11 protein-coding genes are annotated in these 17,794 nt (G+C 70.7%); 5 read left to right on the top strand and 6 right to left on the bottom strand.

Annotated features, from left to right (window positions below; genetic code table 11):
• The first annotated feature begins 71 nt into the window (after positions 1-71).
• Positions 72-1,568, top strand: coding sequence for an ArnT family glycosyltransferase (locus tag G4D86_RS28130; RefSeq protein WP_163997137.1), 1,497 nt, complete (start codon positions 72-74; stop codon positions 1,566-1,568).
• Between the two features lie 266 nt (positions 1,569-1,834).
• Positions 1,835-5,410 (top strand): endopeptidase, encoded by a 3,576-nt coding sequence (locus tag G4D86_RS28125; protein ID WP_163997136.1) that lies wholly within the window; start codon positions 1,835-1,837, stop codon positions 5,408-5,410.
• Positions 5,411-5,497: 87 nt separating this feature from the next.
• Here the strand turns inward: G4D86_RS28125 and G4D86_RS28120 are convergent, their stop codons facing one another.
• Complete coding sequence (locus G4D86_RS28120) at positions 5,498-6,694, bottom strand: AI-2E family transporter (RefSeq protein ID WP_163997135.1); 1,197 nt, start codon at positions 6,692-6,694, stop codon at positions 5,498-5,500.
• 307 nt (positions 6,695-7,001) lie between these two features.
• Between G4D86_RS28120 and G4D86_RS28115 the strand changes: the two genes are divergently transcribed.
• Complete coding sequence (locus G4D86_RS28115; RefSeq protein WP_163997134.1) at positions 7,002-7,334, top strand: hypothetical protein; 333 nt, start codon at positions 7,002-7,004, stop codon at positions 7,332-7,334.
• A 108-nt stretch (positions 7,335-7,442) separates the two neighbouring features.
• Positions 7,443-7,859 carry a cupin domain-containing protein gene (locus G4D86_RS28110; RefSeq protein WP_163997133.1) on the top strand — a complete coding sequence of 139 codons (417 nt, stop codon included), beginning with the start codon at positions 7,443-7,445 and terminating at the stop codon, positions 7,857-7,859.
• A gap of 9 nt (positions 7,860-7,868) precedes the next feature.
• On the opposite strand, the gene G4D86_RS28105 is transcribed toward G4D86_RS28110, so the two are convergent.
• On the bottom strand, positions 7,869-8,351 hold the full coding sequence (locus G4D86_RS28105; protein ID WP_163997132.1) for a YciI family protein: 483 nt from the start codon (positions 8,349-8,351) through the stop codon (positions 7,869-7,871).
• Between the two features lie 96 nt (positions 8,352-8,447).
• Positions 8,448-9,758 carry a hypothetical protein gene (locus G4D86_RS28100; RefSeq protein WP_163997131.1) on the bottom strand — a complete coding sequence of 437 codons (1,311 nt, stop codon included), beginning with the start codon at positions 9,756-9,758 and terminating at the stop codon, positions 8,448-8,450.
• Between the two features lie 207 nt (positions 9,759-9,965).
• On the opposite strand from G4D86_RS28100, the gene G4D86_RS28095 reads away from it, so the two are divergent.
• Positions 9,966-12,590 carry a putative Ig domain-containing protein gene (locus G4D86_RS28095; RefSeq protein WP_163997130.1) on the top strand — a complete coding sequence of 875 codons (2,625 nt, stop codon included), beginning with the start codon at positions 9,966-9,968 and terminating at the stop codon, positions 12,588-12,590.
• A 10-nt stretch (positions 12,591-12,600) separates the two neighbouring features.
• On the opposite strand, the gene G4D86_RS28090 is transcribed toward G4D86_RS28095, so the two are convergent.
• The 3 genes from G4D86_RS28090 to G4D86_RS28080 all read right to left on the bottom strand — a co-directional run bounded on the left by G4D86_RS28090 (position 12,601) and on the right by G4D86_RS28080 (position 17,695).
• Complete coding sequence (locus G4D86_RS28090) at positions 12,601-13,851, bottom strand: PKD domain-containing protein (RefSeq protein WP_240360517.1); 1,251 nt, start codon at positions 13,849-13,851, stop codon at positions 12,601-12,603.
• Between the two features lie 13 nt (positions 13,852-13,864).
• On the bottom strand, positions 13,865-14,665 hold the full coding sequence (locus G4D86_RS28085; protein ID WP_163997129.1) for a hypothetical protein: 801 nt from the start codon (positions 14,663-14,665) through the stop codon (positions 13,865-13,867).
• 117 nt (positions 14,666-14,782) lie between these two features.
• Complete coding sequence (locus G4D86_RS28080) at positions 14,783-17,695, bottom strand: hypothetical protein (protein ID WP_163997064.1); 2,913 nt, start codon at positions 17,693-17,695, stop codon at positions 14,783-14,785.
• Between the last annotated feature and the right edge of the window lie 99 nt (positions 17,696-17,794).

Below are 17,794 nucleotides of genomic sequence, written 5' to 3'. Positions count from 1 at the left end.
GCCGTAGCGCCCAAAGTCGCGCTGGAGCGCCCCGGCGCGTCTACAGTAGGCCTCCGGACCTGGGGGTTGGCATGCACCGGCTCTTCAACAGCGCGCGGCAGTTGTGGACGCGGCACCCGGTGGCACTGGGTGTCGCGGCGACGTTCGGCCTGAGCCTGCTCCTGCGCTGGCTCTACCTCCAGTCGTCACCGGACCGGACCTGGCCCTTCTCCATCTTCTTCTACGGCGACTCGCGCTTCTTCCACTCGTACGCGGTGGACTGGGCACGGGAGAAGCCGGCGCAGGCCACCCTGCCCTACCACCCGCCCCTGTTCCCCTGGTGCCTGGGGCTGCTCTACCGCCTCATGGGTGAGCCGCAGGGCAGCGCGTACCCGTACAAGCTCGTGCTCGCGGTGCTGAACTCGGCCACGGTGGCCCTGACGTGGGCATGGTGGCGCCGGGTGCTCGGCACCGGCTGGAGCCTCCTCGGCGCGGCCCTCTTCGCGTCCAGCTTCGGCTGGCTGGTACTCTCCACCACGTACAGCAATGAGGTGCTCTACGCCCTCTTCCTGTCCGCCACCTGCGCGCTGATGCTGAAGCACCGCGCCGGGCCGTCGTGGGGCGGCGCCGTGCTGCTGGGCGCCGTCATGGGGCTTGGCTCGCTCACCCGCGCCGAGCACCTCTACCTCTGGCCCTTCCTGCTCGCGTGGGCGTGGCTGTACCGGGGGAAGACGCCGCTGCCCGCGCTGGCGGTGCGCTGGGGCGCGGCGGTGCTCGTCACCGCGCTCGTCCTGGCGCCGTGGGCCGTCCACAACGCGCGCGTGCTGGCGGACATCAACGCGCGCACGCCGGAGCTGGAGCCGCTGCCGGAGCTGGCCCCCGTCACCGTCTACGGCCCCATCAACTTCGCCATGGCCAACCACGCCGGGGCCACCGGCGGCTTCACGCCGGACTCCGTCAACCGGCTCGGCCAGGACGGCAACCTGGACGTGTCCAACCCCGCCCAGCGCCGCCTGTTGCTGCACGGCTACGCGCAAGGGCTGGAGTGGATGCGCGAGCACCCCGCCGACGCGGCCCGCCTCTGCGTGGCCAAGCTCGACCGGTGGCTGGACGGCCTGGGCCTGGGCTTCGGCGCGTCCAACCTGCCCTCGGGCCTGAGCGGCAACCGCGCGCCCGTGGACCTCTTCGTCCCCGAGGGCGCCTGGCTGAAGTGGCCGCTGCTCCTGCTGCTCCTGGCGGGCGCCGCGCTGTCGCTCCTGCCACCGTGGCGCACGTACGCCCTCTTCACCGCGGTGGTGCTGCACCGCGCCCTCATCACCCTCGCCTTCTTCGGCTACACGCGCGGCCTGCTCGCCATCTTCCCCGCGCTCCTCCCGCTGCTCCTGCTTCCGCTCGTCGCCCTCGCCGCGCGCAGGCCAGCGCTGGCTCCGCGGCTGCCCGCCTTCGCCGCCGCCGCGCTGCTGCTGTTGTGGGTGGAGGCCGGTGCCCTCGCGCTCGGCGCGCCGCGCGGCTTCATGGCCAGCGGCAGCACCGATAGCGCGAGCGGCAAGCTCATCCAGGACGACTGGGTGCGCATCTGGCCGCGCTAGCGGCGAGAATCAGCCCGTCAATAAAAATCCATCCGCACGATACCGATTCATGCTCCAGGGCAGGGTCATTTTCACAATCCGTCTGCGGAACCGTTCGCCACTTAACACTCCTACCCCTTGATTTCCTTGGCCTGCGGCTTTTGTCCGCATGCCTGGGAATTCCCCGGATTCAGTTTTTGTTTCAGGGCCGCTAAGGCGTTCTCCGGGCTCCGTCCGTGGAGCCTGCTCGGGTCCGTAACCCCACAGACCCCGCAGAGGAGAAACGCATGCGCCACACCAAGGTGTCAGCAGCATGTCTCGTCCTGCTCCTGGGAGCAGCGAGCTGGGCACTCCAGCCCCCGCAGAGCGGGCAGAGTGCCATCGCCGGCAAGGCCTTCTTCAAACCCGACCTGTACCTGCCCATCCAGAACGTCCCGCTGGACACGGCGCGCCGCAACATGAGCGCGACCACGGAGGACGCGTGGGACACGTTCTTCGCGAAGAATGGCAAGGACTTCAACGTCTACATCGACCCGCGCACCGGCTCGCCCACGGCCGTGCAGGGCTCCATCCCCCTCATCCCGGGTAACGGCTTCAACAACAAGGTGACGCTGGACGCGGTGCGCGAGTCCATTGGCCGCTCCGTCGCGGACGTGGACGCCAGCGTCGTCGAGGACCTGGTCCTCAAGTTCATCGCGGACAACCAGGCCGCCTTCAACATCGACCTGATGCAGCTGGGTCAGCCGAAGGTGATGCAGGTCAGCGAGCACCTGTGGCAGGTGCACATTCCCCAGCAGGTGAACGGCATCGCCGTGCGCCACGGCCGCGTGGCCGCCACCATCAGCCACGGCAACCTCATCCTCCTGGGGACTGAAGCCTGGGCCAACGTGGGCATCGACACGAAGGCCGCCTTCGGCCCCGCGGACGCGCTGTCCGCCGGCGCCAGCTTCGTCGGCTTCGCCCCCGCCGTGCAGGACCTGTGGCAGCAGCCCGTGCTCGAGGTCGCCCCCGTCGCCCGCCAGGGTGAGGCCTTCAGCGGCGCCGTCGGCACCGGCTACGAGCACCAGCTCGTCTACGCCTACGGCTTCCAGGACCCCAACGCCCAGCAGCGCTGGAAGGTGACGGTGGACGCGCTCACCGGCGAGGTCATCGCCATCGAGGACGACAACCACTACTTCGACGCGCAGTACACCGGCGGCGTCTACCCCTCCACCAACATCGGCACCTGCGCCAACAACACCGTGTGCGGCACCCTGCAGGCGAACACGCCCATGCCCTGGGCCAACACGGGCCTGGCCTCGCCCAACAACTTCACGGACGGCGCGGGCATCTACAACTACAGCTCCGGCACCACCACCACCACGCTGGCCGGCAAGTACGTCCGCGTGAGCGACAGCTGCGGCGCGGTGAGCGTCAGCACCAGCACGGGCAACCTCAACCTGGGCGGCGTCAACAACGACCACGACTGCACCGTGCCCGCCGGCACCTCCGCGGGCAACACGGCCGCGTCGCGCTCCAGCTTCTACGAGCTGGGCAAGCTGAAGGAGCAGGCCCGCGGCTGGCTCCCCGCCAACACCTGGCTGCAGGGGCAGCTGACGTCCAACGTCAACATCGCCAGCACCTGCAACGCCTTCTGGAACGGCTCGACGGTCAACTTCTACCGCAGCGGCGGTGGCTGCCGGAACACGGGCGAGATTGGCGCCGTGTTCGACCACGAGTGGGGCCACGGCATGGACAACTTCGATGCCAACGGCACCCTGTCCAACTCCTCCGAGGGCTACGCGGACATCGCGGCCATCTACCGCCTGCAGACCTCCTGCGTGGGCTACGGCTTCTTCCAGACCAGCGACCGCGGCTGCGGCCAGACGCCGGACGGCTCCGGCTACAACCAGCAGGAGTCGCAAGTTAGCGGCCAGTCGTGGTGCAACACGAAGTGTTCCGGCGTGCGCGACGCGGACTGGGCGGCCAGCGTGAACAACGTCCCGGCCACCCCGCAGAACTTCGTGTGCCCCATGTGCAGCGCCAGCACCGGCCCCTGCGGCCGTCAGGTGCACTGCGCCGCGTCCCCCGCGCGCCAGGCTGCCTGGGACCTCGTCACGCGTGACTTGACGGCGGCGCCCTTCAACATGGACTCCAACACGGCGTTCATCACCGCGAACAAGATCTTCTACCAGGGCAGCGGCAACATCGGCACGTGGCACGGCTGCAACTGCACCGCCGGCACCTCCGACGGCTGTGGCGCCACCAACGGCTACATGCAGTGGCTGGCCGCGGACGACGACAACGGCAACCTGGCCGACGGCACGCCGCACATGACGGCCATCTACGCCGCGTACAACCGCCACAACATCGCCTGCACCACGCCGGCCGTGACCAACGGCGGCTGCTCCGCCGGCCCCACCACCGCCCCCACGCACACCGCGACGGCGGGCGACGGCCAGGTGTCCCTCAACTGGACGGCCTCCGCGGGCGCCTCCGAGTACTGGGTGATGAAGACGGAGGGCTTCGCCGGCTGTGACTTCGGCAAGGCGAAGATCGCCACCGTCACCGGCACCAGCTACGTCGACGGTGAGGTCGCCAACGGCCGGCAGTACTGCTACTCCGTCGTCCCGGCCTCCTCGAACGCGTGCTACGGCCGCGCCAGCACGTGCAGCTGCGCCACGCCGGCCTGCACCGCGCCGGGCGCCGCCACGCTGTCCACGCCCGCCAACGGCGCCACCGGCGTCGAGCCCCTCGCGGTCCTGGACTGGGCGGACGTGTCGGGTGCCGCCAACTACGAGGTGCAGGTCGCCACCGACTCCGCCTTCACCAACGTCGTGGCCACCGCCACCACGCTGGCGACGAGCACCTGGACGGTGTCGCCCGCGCTCAACACCACCACCACGTACTACTGGCGCGCCCGCGCGAAGAACTCGTGCGGCGGCGTCGGGGCCTGGTCCTCGACGTTCTCGTTCACCACGCGCGGCTGCGTCGCCCTGGCCGCGCCCACGCTGTCCACCCCGGCCAACGGGGCCACGGGCGTCGCCACCTCCGCGGCGCTCGACTGGAGCGACGTGACGGGTGCCTCCCGCTATGAGGTGCAGGTCGCCACCGACTCCGCGTTCACCAACGTGGTGCGCTCCAACACCGCGCTGTCGTCCAGCAACTGGACGGTGACGCCGGCCCTCTCCAGCTCCACCGTGTACTACTGGCGGGCCCGCGCGGGGGACAGCTGCGGCACGAGCGCCTACAGCGCCACGAACAGCTTCACCACCACCAACGTGTGCACGCCGGTCGCCGCCGCCTTCGACACCGCCCGCCAGGCTCCGACCTGCGGCACGGTGTGCGGCTGCGACACGGGCACCACGCTGGTCAACGGCCGCGGCACGCTGTCCGGCGGCGCCGAGCCCAACCAGCCCAACACCATCGCCGACTCGTGCGCGGACGGCAGCACCGGCACGTACCACTCCGACGAGAGCATCGACCGGGTGGTCATCAAGACGGTGGACCAGGGCGCGTTCGCCGTCGGCAAGCAGGTGACGGTGGAAGTGACGGCCTGGTGCTGGGGCACCACGGATGCGCTGGACCTGTACTACACGACCAACGCCGGGACTCCGGCCTGGACGACGCTGACCACCAACCAGGCCTGCACCGCGGGCGGCGTGGCGCGTGTCTTCACGCACACGTTCAACCTGGGCGCGACGGCGGGCACGCACGCCATCCGCGCGCAGTTCCGCTACGGCGGCACGGCCAGCAGCGCCTGCGTCTCCGGCAGCTACAACGACCGTGACGACCTGGTGTTCGGCGTCGGCACCACGGTGGCCGCCGGCCCGTCGGGCAAGAAGAGCACCACGCAGGGCCGCGCCACTCCGGCGGACCGCTGAAGTCCCGCTCTTCGCTGACTGACTGAATGAAGGGCTCCCGGGAAGTACTCCGGGGGCCCTTCGCTTTTTCGCATGAGCGCTCGCGGCTCAATGACGGCCGTGCGAGTCCGGCGTGTCGGCGTGCTCCGGCTCGTGCGGCGGGGAGCGCCGCGCTTCCTCCATGGGGCCGGCGAACAGGAGCCCCTCCTCCACCGCGCCTCGGCCCGTCTCGCGCTGCGCCAGCTCGCGCCGGTGCGCCTGCTTCCAGCCGTCGTGGCGGTCCCTGAGAATCTCCTGCACGAGCACCTGCGCCGCAGCGGCCAGCGGCACGGCGAGCACCACGCCGGCCAGGCCCGACAGCGCGCCGCCGCAGAGCGCGACGATGGAGATGAGCAGCGGGTTCATCTTGATGGCCCGCCGCTGGATGACGGGCCCGAGCACGTTGGCTTCGAGCTGCTGGTACACCATGAACACCGCCAGCGCGATGAGGGCCTGCTTGAGCCCCACCGTGGCGAACGTGAGGAGCGCCACCAGCACCGCGCTGATGACGCTGCCGAGGAAGGGAATGACTCCCAGCAGCATCACCACCAGGCCCAGCGCGAGGAAGTACGGCACGCCCTGGATGAGGGCCACGGTGGCGGCCACCGTGCCGCCAATGGTCATCACCAGCAGCGTGCCCGCGAGGTAGTTGCCCACCGCCTCGCGCATCCGCCCCACCAATTGCCGCACGCGCGGGCGGCGGCGCGGGGACACCCACTGGAGGATGCTCTCGTAGAGGTCCGCGCCGAACAGCAGACTGAAGACGGTGAGCGCCACCACGGTGATGCCCGCCGCCACCAACCCCAGCGTGGAGGAGAGGACGTCGATGGCCCGGCCCGCGAGGTCCGCGGGCTCGAAGTGGACCAGGTCCTCCGGCTTCACCTGGACGCCGTACTTCCGGCTGAGGTCCTGCACCCATGCCGACTGCGAGAGCTGCTCGAGGCGCTCGGGCATGGTCTGCACGAAGCCCTGGAGCTGCTGCACCAGCATGGGCACCAGCGTGCCCACCAGCACGCCCATCACCCCGAGCAGCATCAGCGCCACCACGGCCACGCCCAGTCCGCGCTTCAGCCCCCACCGCTCCAGGCGCCGCACCAGCGGGTCCAGGGCGATGGAGAGCAGCAGCACCACGGCCAGCAGCGTGAGCACCGGGTAGAGCTGACGGATGATGACCCAACACAAGACGAGCAGCAGGACCTGAAGCCCCACGGCCCACACCGTGCGCGGGGGCACATAGACCGGGAGCTGGCGACGCGAGGCCTTCATGCCCCTCAAGGTAGGAAGTGGTGGGCCGCACGGCAGGCGCTCCCATGGGGTGCGCTCGTGTGGACCTCCCCCAAGTGCCCGGGACTCCCGGCGTTGCACGCGGCTGGGGGGACAGCAGGCAGGCGGACAGGCGCCAGGTCGTCAGCCGACCTTCCGGGGCGGCGACCAGGGGCCCTGCGGCCCACCCGTGCCAGCGGGGTCCATCAGCCCCACCCTCCAGGGCGACGAAGACTCCAAGAAACTGGGACGCGACCTGTCCGATAATCTTCTAAGCCGGCTGTAGCGGCGCCGCGCGGAGGATGACGCGATGTGGATCGAAGCCATCGTCATGCCCCGGGAGAGTCCCCGAGTGTCACGCTCGCTGTCGCAGCGCGGGCGGGGAACACGGGCGGCTGCTTCCTCGCCTGCTCCAGACCGTTCTCGTCTCTACGCCGCCGGGTGTGAAGAGGGTCGGCGCTTCCGCGACGCGGTGCTGGGCTTTCTCCATGCGCGCCACCTGATGAGCGCGGTGCGGTGGATCAGCGAGCCGGGCACCCTGCCGCAGGTGACGCTGCACTGTACGCAGGTGGTGCTGGAGCAGCTGCGTCAGGCCCCGGAGTTCGAGGCCGGCCTGTCCATGCACCTGGAGTTCCTCGCCTGAGTGGTGCCGGAGTCGCGGCGCGCCCCTAGCTTCAAGGAGACAACACAGGGCGCCGCGTGGGCGGTGGCGCGGAGCGTGCCGCCACCACGGGGCGCGGAGGCATGCGCCATGAGTGAGCTCACCATCAAACACTCCGGGACACCGGACGAGCGTCGGCCCTTCGTGGCGCACGGCCATGTGGACGCCTTCGACTTCGGGGGCGGGAGCATCGTCGGGCGGGGCGTCTTCGAGCCGGGATGGAAGTGGTCCCAGGACGTGAAGCCCATCGCGGGCACGGACAGCTGCCAGGCCTCCCACGCCGGCTACGTCATCTCCGGCCGGATGGTTGTCGCCATGGATGACGGCACGCAGGCGGAGCTGGGTCCGGGAGACATCGCCATCATCCCGCCCGGGCATGATGCCTGGGTCGTCGGCAACGAGCCCTGCGTCATGGTGGACTTCGAGGGCATGTCCCAATACGCGCGGCGCGAGGAAGCGGGCACGAAGTACGCGGACACCGAGGAAGTGGCCCCCGGCATCCACTGAGCGGTGCGGCTACGGCGTGCAGGACGCGCCGGGCTCGGGCGGCACGTGGCCTTCGTAGGTGAGGCCGGTGGGGCCGTACCAGGGCAGCACCTCGATGGCGAAGCGTCCGGCCTTCACGGCCGGGTCCTGCTGCGAGAGGGCCAGGGCCTCCTCGCGGGTGGCGACGTCGAAGATGAAGATGCCGGCCAGCGCATCCGGCGGCGCGTCGGCCGGCACGTCGAAGGGGCCGGCGATGACCAGCTTCCCGCACTTCGCCAGCCGCTCGATGTTGGCCATGTGCCCCTTGCCCGCCTCGACGGCCTCGGGCGTGCGCTCCTTCGTCCACGCCGGTCCCCGGCGCAGGAAGGCCATGTAGTAGGTGCGCATGGAGAACTTCTTCTCCGGCGCGGTGGCCCGAGGCGCCTCGGCGGCGGGGGCGGCCTCTGTCTTCGAGGTGGTGGCACAGCCCGTGGCGAGGGCGAGCAGGATGGGAATGGAGAGCGCGGTTCGCATCGCGCCTGCTTAGCACGCGACGCGGAGGGGCTCAGGCTCCGGCGCATCCTGTTCGAGTCCCAGCGGCACCTGTCCCACGCCGGGAACTTCACGCGGCTATCCCTCGCGGGAGAGTTCGCGCGCGTGTTGCACCCACGCCTCCAGCGAGCCGTGCTCCCGCCATCCGCGCAGGAGCTGCGTCCCCACGGAGCGGGCGAGGATGCGGGTACGCAGCGCCTCGCGCACCCGCATGGCCTCCGGACTCCGGGCCTCGGGCTCCGCGCGGCGAGCGTGTTCCACCATGCGCTCCCATCTGCGCTCCGGCCAGCGCCGCTCTTCGGGATGTTCGGCATGGAGCGGCTCCCACAGCTCGTGCGCCAGTCCGAAGAGTCCGGCACGCGCCTCGCGCACCCGGGCCGAGGCTTCCAGTCGTGCCTCCGGATCGCGGTCGTGCTCGCAGAGCCAGAACACCACCTCGGGCCACTCGGCGGACGTTGGCTGGAGGGACGGCAGGCGCTCGCGGAGGATGCCGTCCAGTCGGTCCCGGGCCGTCTGGAGCCAGAACTCCGCCTGCGCGAGCTGCTCGGGTCCGTCGTGCGGCGCGAGGTGCGGCTCCCGTCCGGCGCGCTTGCGCACCTCTCCGACGACGCCGCCCGAGCCGTCCACTCCCGTGAGCCGCGCCCAGCACGCGGCGAGCGCGGCCTCTCCTTCCGACCACCGCTGCCGCAGCGCCGAGAGGTCTTCCTCGCGGAATGGCAGCGGCCTGGCCGGGTCGAAGGGCTCGGCGAGGGTTCTTCGCAGCAGCGCGCCGAAGGTGGCGACGTCTCGTAGGAGGGGCAGGTCGCCGGGAAGCACCTCGCAGGCCACGGCCTGGCGCCGCGCGGGAGGCACCACGCGCGGTGCGCAGCGCGCGTGCTCTTCCAGGGCCCACATCCAGTCAGGGGGACTTCCGCTTCGCACGGGTGACGCTGCGATGAACCCCTCGGCGTCTGGCCGCCCCGCGCCACCCACGTGGGGTTGCTGGCGGCTGGTCTCGCCACCTTCTTTCGGAGAGGGATTCGCACCTCCGGGCGCGGGCCTCTCCAGCGGAGGGACTTCCTTCCCTCCCGCCATGCCGAGTCGCTCGGCGGCGGTGCGGAAGAAGGCGTCGCGCAGAGCCGACACTTCGCGGAGCATGCGAACGGTGGGCGACTGTTCCGGCCAGCCCTCCACGCGCGCCCGGCGGAGCGCCATGGCGAGCGCCGCGTCCACGCGCTCCAGCTCCGCGCCCGACGTGCGCAGCAGTTCCACCCGGCCGCGTACGCGCTCTTCCCAGTGCGGCGAGCGCAGGACGTCCAGCAGCTCCCGGTAGCGCGGCAGCGCGGCCTCCAGCAGCTCCGCGCGCCCCTCCAGCCGTACGCGGTAGACATCCCTGGCCGGGTCCACCATCAGCGCGTCACCCGGCGGAAGTCACGGACACCCGACATGCGCGCATCCTCCCCTGTCCCTCGTGGAGTGCCAATGGCACGGGCCCAGCTGTAAGCAGGTATCGGATGCCATCGGGTTGCCTTCGCGCCCGCGAGGTGTCGAGCGTGCCCCAGTCGAACCAGTTAAAGTACGGCCCCCTCGAGCTTCGTTCTTCGCCCGGAGTAGCCCATGACGTTCCCCCGCGCCCTCGCGCCGCTGTGCGTCCTCATCTTGCTGTCCGCGTGCTCCGACCCCGAGCCCACACCCGGGCCGGTGGACAGCGGCGTCACCACGGACTCCGGCACCGATTCCGGCACAGATTCCGGCACCGACTCCGGCACGGATTCTGGCACCGACTCCGGCACGGATTCTGGCACCGAGACGCCCCTGACCATCAACACCGAGGTCCTGCCGGAGGCCTACGTGGGCCGCGCGTACTCGGCCACCCTGGTGGCGTCCGGCGGCGTGGCGCCCTATGTGTGGTCGCGTTTCAGCGGCGTGCTGCCCGTGGGCCTGTCCCTCTCGGACGAAGGCGTGCTGTCCGGCACCCCAGGGGCGGCCGGAGAGGTCTCGTTCACGCTCAGCGTGCGCGACGCGGCCGGGGTCTCCGTCCAGGCGGCGCTCTTGGTCACGACCTATGGGGCCCCCGCTCTCGCCGAGGTCCCCGCCCCGACGCGCAAGGTGGGCGACACCGTCACGCAGACGCTCACCGTCACCGGTGGCAAGGCGCCCTACACCTTCACCTCCAACACGCTGCCCCCGGGACTGACGCTGGCGAGCGGCGTCCTCCAGGGCACGCTCAGCCAGGCCGGTACCTTCCCCTTCGACCTCACCGCTACGGACGCGAATGGCGTGACGGCCACGCGCACCGTGACGTTCACCGTCCTCGAGCGCTTCGCCATCACCACCGGCGCACTGCCCCAGGGCACGCGCGGCGAGCCGTACACCTTCACGCTCACCGCGTCGTCCGGCCGCGCCCCCCTGACCTGGAGCATCACCGCCGGCGCCCTGCCCACCGGCCTCACCCTGTCCTCCGCGGGCGTCCTCTCCGGGACGCCGACCTCGGCGGGGACCTCGACCTTCACCGTCACCGTGCAGGACGCGGACGGGCAGACGGACGCGCGGGAGCTCTCGCTCGTCGCGAGGGACCCGGGCGCGCCCGTGTTCACCGTGGGCCAGTTCAACATCACCTATTTCGGCGACAACACGCGCGGGCCCGAGCACTCCACTTCCGACGGCGGCACGTCCGACGACCTGCAGATTGCCTACGCGCGCGACGTCATGCGCGACGCGGGCGCCAACGTGTGGGGCATGGTGGAGATGGTGGAGGCGAGCGACTTCGACGTCCTCAAGTCCCAGCTCCCCGGCTTCAGCGGCTTCCTGTCCAACAACGCCGCCTTCGTCTCCGGCGGTACGTCTCCCTACGGCACCAGCAGCCAGAAGCTCGGAGTGCTCTACGACAGCGCCCTCACCTTCCAGAGCTCACAGCTCATCCTGAACGACGCCACGCACCTGCCCGACTTCAGCAGCCGCCCGCCCCTGCGTGTGGACTTCACGACGGAAATCCAGGGCGTGGAGACGCCTCTCACGGTCATCGTCGTCCACATGCGCGCCGAGAGCTCAGACCCCACGGGTCCCCGCGAGTCGCGCCAGCGCGCGAGCGCCGCGCTGAAGGAGTACCTGGACACGAACCTGCCCACGCAGCACGTCATCGTGCTCGGCGACTGGAACGACGACGTGGACGAGTCCATCACCCTGGACCCCACCTCCGGCTCGCCGCTGCCCACGCCGTACCAAGACTTCGTCTCGGACCCGGAGCGCTACACGTTCATCACCCGGGCCCTGTCGCTCGCGGGGGATGACACCTCCATCGGCTTCGAGAACGTGGTCGACCACACGCTGGCCAGCAACGAGGTGGCCTCCCGCTACGTGTCCGGCTCGGCCCGCGTCATCTACGCGGACAATTGGGTGCCGGACTACCTGAACACGCTGAGCGACCACCGCCCCGTCACCAGCGCGTACGCCTTCAGCGCGGAGACGGGCCCCTTCCTCCGGCTCAAGGCGCCGCAGGGCGGCACGTACCAGGCGGGCAGCGTGCTCGCCATCACCTGGACGGCGTGGTCCGTGGGCGAGGTGCGCGTCGAGGCCTCCATCGACAACGGCACGCAGTGGAGCGTGCTCGCCGCATCCGTGCCGGCCGCGCAGGGCAGCTACCTGTGGACTCTGCCGGATATCGACTCCAGCACCGTGCGCGTGCGCGTGGTGGACGTGTCCAACCCGGCGCGCACCGACACGAGCGACGCGGCGCTGACGCTCGTCAAGGGCCCGGGGCGCGTGTTCATCAACGAGGTGCTCGCCTTCGAGCCCACCATCAACGGCTCGCTCAACCAGGCCTATGAGTTCGTGGAGCTCGTCAACGCGAGCCCCTTCCCGGTGGACGTCTCCGGCTGGAGCGTGTGGGACTCCACCAACGGTGCCGCGCGCCATGTCTTCCCAGCGGGCATGAAGCTGGGCGCGGGCAAGGGCTACGTCGTCTTCGGCGGTAACGCGGGGATTCCGGCGGGCCTGACGAACGCGGCGGCGGCCTCCAGCAACCAGAACACGCTCGGCCTGAGCAACAGCAATGACTCCGTGCGGCTCCGGCTGCCGGACGGCGGCGTGGTGGACCAGTACAACTACACGTCCGCCACGCAGAACGTGTCGGCGAATCGCTCGCCGGACGCGGACCCGGCCGGGAGCTTCGTCCTGCACAACACCCTGCCCTCCGGCCTCGGCACCTCGCCCGGCCGTCGCGCGGACGGGACGGAGTTCTAGCGCCCGCTGTCTACCGGGGAGGTGGCCGGGCCTCGCTCTTGTAGGAGGCCCAGGACAGCGCCACCTCCCGGCCCGACGCGTCGCGCCCGTGGAGGAAGTCCACCACCTGCTTGACGTCGGGCCGCACGTCCGACGGGCGCACCGTGACGTGGCCGCGGAAGCCGCCACGCTCCAGGTCCTGCTCCACGGTGATGACCTCGCGCCAGGGGCGCGTGCTGGACTCCACCTGGTCGTCCCAGCTCACGGTGAGGCGCTCGACGCGCTCCCAGGTGACGTCGCCGCCCTCGGGCACGCGGATCGTCACCCTGCTCCGCCAGCCCTCCTCACCGCGAGGCTCGCGCGCAAGCTCCAGCGTCGCCAGGGGTGGTGCGTCCGGAGGCGGCTGCCCGCGGAGCTGCACGAAGGCGGTGGCGCTGCGCACCGCTCCCGCTCCGTCACGGGCGGAGAGCCGCACCGTGAAGGCGCGCAGCTCTTGCGCTCCCAATCCTTGCGTGGCGTAGCCATGCGATGCCGTGGGCTCCTGAGTCACCGTGGAGACTCCGTCACCGAAGTCCCACTGATACGTGGTGAGCGGTGCCGCGTCCGGAGTCACGGCCCGGAAGACGAAGTCACCCGCCCCGCGCTGGTTGACTTCCAGCCTCAACGACTCCGCATCCTTCGACGCGTTGCACTCGCGCACGTCGATGCCCACCACCTGCTCGGCCAGCACCCCGACGCGCCGGCCGCCCAGGTCCCTGCACACCTGGAAGCGCACGAAGTACCGGCCCGCACTCTTCGGCGCGCGCCACTGGAGCCGTGAGCCGGGTTGCAGCTCCGCGCCCGTCTCCGAGCCCGGCCACACCCAGCGCTGGACGTCGCCCGGCTCCGGCTGACCGCCCACGCGAGCGGACAGCATCATCGGCTCGCCCGCGCACACCCACGGGCGGTCGGCGTCGATGCCCTCGATGACGACGGTAGAGGTGAGCACCACCCGCTCCTCGTTCAACGCCAGGGCGAGCGCCTCCCCCGTCGCCGCTTCGGGAATGGACGCTGAAGCAGGTGGCAGCGGCCGCGCCGGGGCCGTGGGTGCGGAGGGCGCTTCCACGGCTCGCGACGGCTTCACTACCACCGTACCGAGGGTGGTGGGCCGCAACGGCGCCTCGCCGCCCTCGGGAAGCGTGAGCGCCACGCCGACGAGGACCAGGGCGCCGCCCGCCACGAGGACCAGGCGGTTGCGGACACGGGCTCCGCCGCGACGGCTTTCAGGAACGCCAGGGGACATGGGCGCGCGCGGACTAGAAGCCGAAGTCGACGAGGTGCCGGCGGTAGCCCTCGGAGTTGGGCCGGTACCACTGGTCATCCCAGCCCTTGAACTCGACGTCGTCGAGCAACCGCTCCGTCTTGCCGTTGAGGACCACCTGGTTGATCAACGGCACCGCGGTGGAGCCCACGTTGCGCGAGACGAGCTTGCTGCTCGTGTCGAGGAACTGGGACGCATACTTGCTGCAGAAGTCCTGGGCGAGGCAGCCGCTGTCACAGGTGGACAGGTTGTTGTACGTCGCGTGCTTGTCCTCGGCGACGTAGAGCGTGGGCCAGCCACGGTAGGCATTGCGCGAGTCGCTCGTGTCGTACTCGAGCTGGTCGTACGAGTACCAGGCCGACGAGTCACACACGCTCTTGCGGTGCGCGGACAGGTAGACCCAGTCGAGGTACCAGCGGCCTCCGGAGTAGTGCACCTCGAAGAGCTGGAACTCGGGGTCGCCGTCGTGGCCGGTGGTGACGCCGGTGTCCTCGAAGAAGGTGTCCAGGTAGAAGATGCGCAGCGTGCGGGTGGCAAAGGCCTCGCTCTTCACCGCGTAGTAGGGCCGCCGGCCATAGCCGCTCTCGCCGGTGTCGAACCAGAACTTCGGCATGAACGCCAACGCGAGCTGGTACTCGCAGTCGTCGTTGAGCCCGTCCCGGTCCGCGTCCGTGCCGCTGCCCCAGCAGTTGTCACCGTAGGGGATGGTGGACAGACCATCGGCCCGGGCCACGGAGGACGACAGCAGCAAGGTGAGACCCAACGACATGACGACGGTGCGGATACCGCGGTTCATGAAGCGCTCCCGGGGTGGAGACGTCGAGGCGGACGGAGGCTAGCCCTCCTCCGCCCCGAGGCTCCACCCCGTGCGGCGCATATCGTCCGTGAGCGTCGAGTGCTGCTCACGTCGCCGCTAGCGCAGGCTCGCGGGCGGTGCCGTCACCGTGCCCTCTTGCAGGAACGTGGCGGCCTGGCGCTGGGCCGCGTCGGTCACCGCGCCGTCTCCCACGCGGAAGAGCAGGAACGAATGGCGGACCGAGTCCGGATAGCCGGCCGGGTCCCAGCGGGACACCGGGCAGCGGTTCGCGTCCCCCGCGTTGGCCGCGGCGATGAACTTCTCGGTGAGCGGCGTGGGCATGAACCCGTCCCCGGCGATGTATTGGATGAACACCCCGCGCCCCGCCGGAGCGCCCGCGTGGTCCTTCACGACCCGGGCCGCATTCGCCGGGTCGGCCGGGTCGAGCGCCTGACGCAGGTACTGGATGAAGGTGTCGAACCCGGGCGTGCCCGTGACGATGCCCTCCGCCGCGAGCGCCGCGAGGAAGGCGGCCCGCTGCGAGCTGACGGCCGGCGACGTCAGCAGCATCCCCACCGGGTCGGCCGCTGGCACGTTGAGCACCGCGCGCTGGACGTCACCGTTCACCGCGAGGAAGAGCGAGCCCACCTGCGCGCCCACGCCCACGCCCACGAAGTGCAGCCGCGTGCCGTCCAGCTTCACGGCCCCGAGCGCCGAGGCCAGCGCGTCGCTCCGCACCACGCGGACCAGTTGCTCCAGGTCGATGGCCGCCTGCCGGAAGTTGTCGCGCGTGGCGAAGGGCGCCCTGGGATTGAGCATGTTCCAGCCGGAGATGACGGGCACGCGCGACGTGCTGCCCGACGTCCGGAACGTGCCACCCTCGCACACGTTCCGCCCGTCCCCCGCCAGCGACGGCACGCAGCGGCCGAGCGAGAGCTGGGCGCAGAACACGTCCCCCGCCACGCCTCCCGCCGGCTGCGTGCAGTCCACGCGACTGGCGCGGTTGCGCGCCACGCAGCGGCCGTAACTCTCCGGAGGCGCCTCATCCGTGTCGTTCTCGCAGCGCTGGGTGGCCGGGTCCGCGCAGGCGTTGTCGTCTCCGCCACCCTGGAACCTGCTTCCCACGCAGGTGCTCCGCTCGCCGTGGTGGACCGAGTCCATGGCGATGGCGGCGAAGCCCGCGCGCGCCAGCTCGTTCGCGACGTAGAGCAGGTTCGTGCGGTCTCCTCCCAGGTCGTGGGCGAAGAGAACCACGGGCCAGCCGGTCGCCGGCATGGGGGAGCTCGGCACGGTCAGCATCACCCGGGCCTGCTCCTGCCGGGGCTGCTCGAGGTCGAAGACGCCGCCGGGGCCGTGGAGGAAGTCGAGGACGGGGGCCCAGACCTCGTAGAGCCCGCCGAGCTGGTCATAGGGCACGCCCAGCGCCGGCAACTGCGCGGACACGTCGAGCACATGCAGCGGCGAGGTGGGCTGCGTCCGAGCCAGCTGCGCGAACGCGCGGAGCCAGCTCAGCGTGGACTGCGTGCGCACCGTGAAGGCCAGCGCCACCTGCGAGCGCGGAAGGCCCTGTGTCTCCAGCGCGTCCAGGTGGAGCTTGAAGTACTGACGCGCTGGCTCCAGGCCCCGGGCGAGCAGGTCCGGCACGCCCGACACCTGACTTTTGCCCTGGTCATCGACGAGCGGTGCCGCGAGGCGCATCAGCGCCCAGGCGGGCGTGGCGGTTACCGAGTGGCCCGCCGTGTCCCGCAGCGAGGTGGTGACGACGGCCGCGTACCGGGTGCCCTCCTCGAGGGGAACGCGTGGGACGAACTGGAGCTGCTGCGGTGAGGACGGTGGGGTGCCATCGGGACGCAGGCTGGACATGCAGTCGAGGCAGGCCTGAACGAAGGGCTCGGCGCCCGTGCCGCTCAGTCGGAAGAACCGGGTGCCGGCCGCGACCGAGTCCGGGGCCACGAGCCCCTTGTCGAGAGCCCCTTCCGTCGGGCTGTTCTCCGAGACGATGACCCCCGTGGTGGAGAAGCCATCCTGCCCGTTGAGGCCGTTGATGAGCTGCGACAGCATGGGCCCCGAGCCACCCGGAGGCGCGGGCAGGTTCACCCGGCTCTCCCCGGCGACCATGTAGTAGTTGCTGGGAAAGGGCACGACGGCGCGCTCGGGAGCAAAGGTCACCTGCGGGCGGCTCGCCGTGGTGAAGGTCCAGAGCGCCGCCACGTCCTCGCGACGCGTTCCCCCGGCCGCGAGCCGGGACAGGTGGGGCTCGTAGCGCAGGCGCAAGCGCTCCATGGCAGGGGCATCCGCATCCGGGAGGCCCGGAACGGTGCTTCGGCCGGAGTCATCCACCAGCGGCGTGGCGGAACGAACCCATTGCCAGACCGGGCTGCCGACGACGGGGCGGCCCTCCACATCCTTCACGCCCGAGCTGCCCCCGAGCACCGCCACGACGTACTGCGTGCCGCGACTCCAGCCCGTCTGGGGGTGGGGGAGGACGTGGATGCCCCGCCAGTCGTCGTTGATTGCGACGTAGAACTCCATACCCACCGCGGACCCATCGGCCCGCTGTACCAGGACCGTGCTGCCATTGACGGTGAGTGCGTCGAGCTGCCCCGACGCCTGCACGAAGGGGAGGCTCGACGCGAGGAAACCGTCCAGCGTGTTGAGGTAGTCACGCGTGAACTCCTGCTGGGCGGCAGTGTCCTCGGGCCTCACCACGAGGCGCACCAGCCCGGTGCCCGGGTCGATGTGCAGGTCGTTGGGCTCGGGAATGACGGGCTGCTCGCCACGCGGGTCGAAGAGGAGGACCGTCTCCCGGGGGCCCGCGTCCGGCGTCCCCGCGTCATCGTCCCCCGCATCCGGCGTCCCCGAATCGGGAAGGCCCGCATCCGGGAGGCCCGCGTCAGGCAGGCCCGCATCCGGGAGGCCCGCGTCGTTGGCCCCCGCGTCAGGTGGGTTGGAAGGATTGGAGGAGTCGCCACACGCGGTGGCCAGCAGGAGCACCATGGCCGCACGGGCCACAGAGGGAAAGAAGCGCATCGAGAAGTCTCGCAAACGGTCGGCGTGCCAGGGGGGGCGGGCAAACCCTAACATCGTCCGTTCGGCTCGGAGCTATCTCCCCATCACCGTGAGGTGTAG

Origin of the sequence: Pyxidicoccus caerfyrddinensis (genome assembly GCF_010894405.1) — a bacterium.
In the GTDB taxonomy this organism is placed as follows: Bacteria; Myxococcota; Myxococcia; order Myxococcales; family Myxococcaceae; genus Myxococcus; species Myxococcus caerfyrddinensis.
The sequence above is the reverse complement of the archived record's forward strand: the minus strand, read 5'-3'. Positions and strand labels throughout refer to the sequence as shown.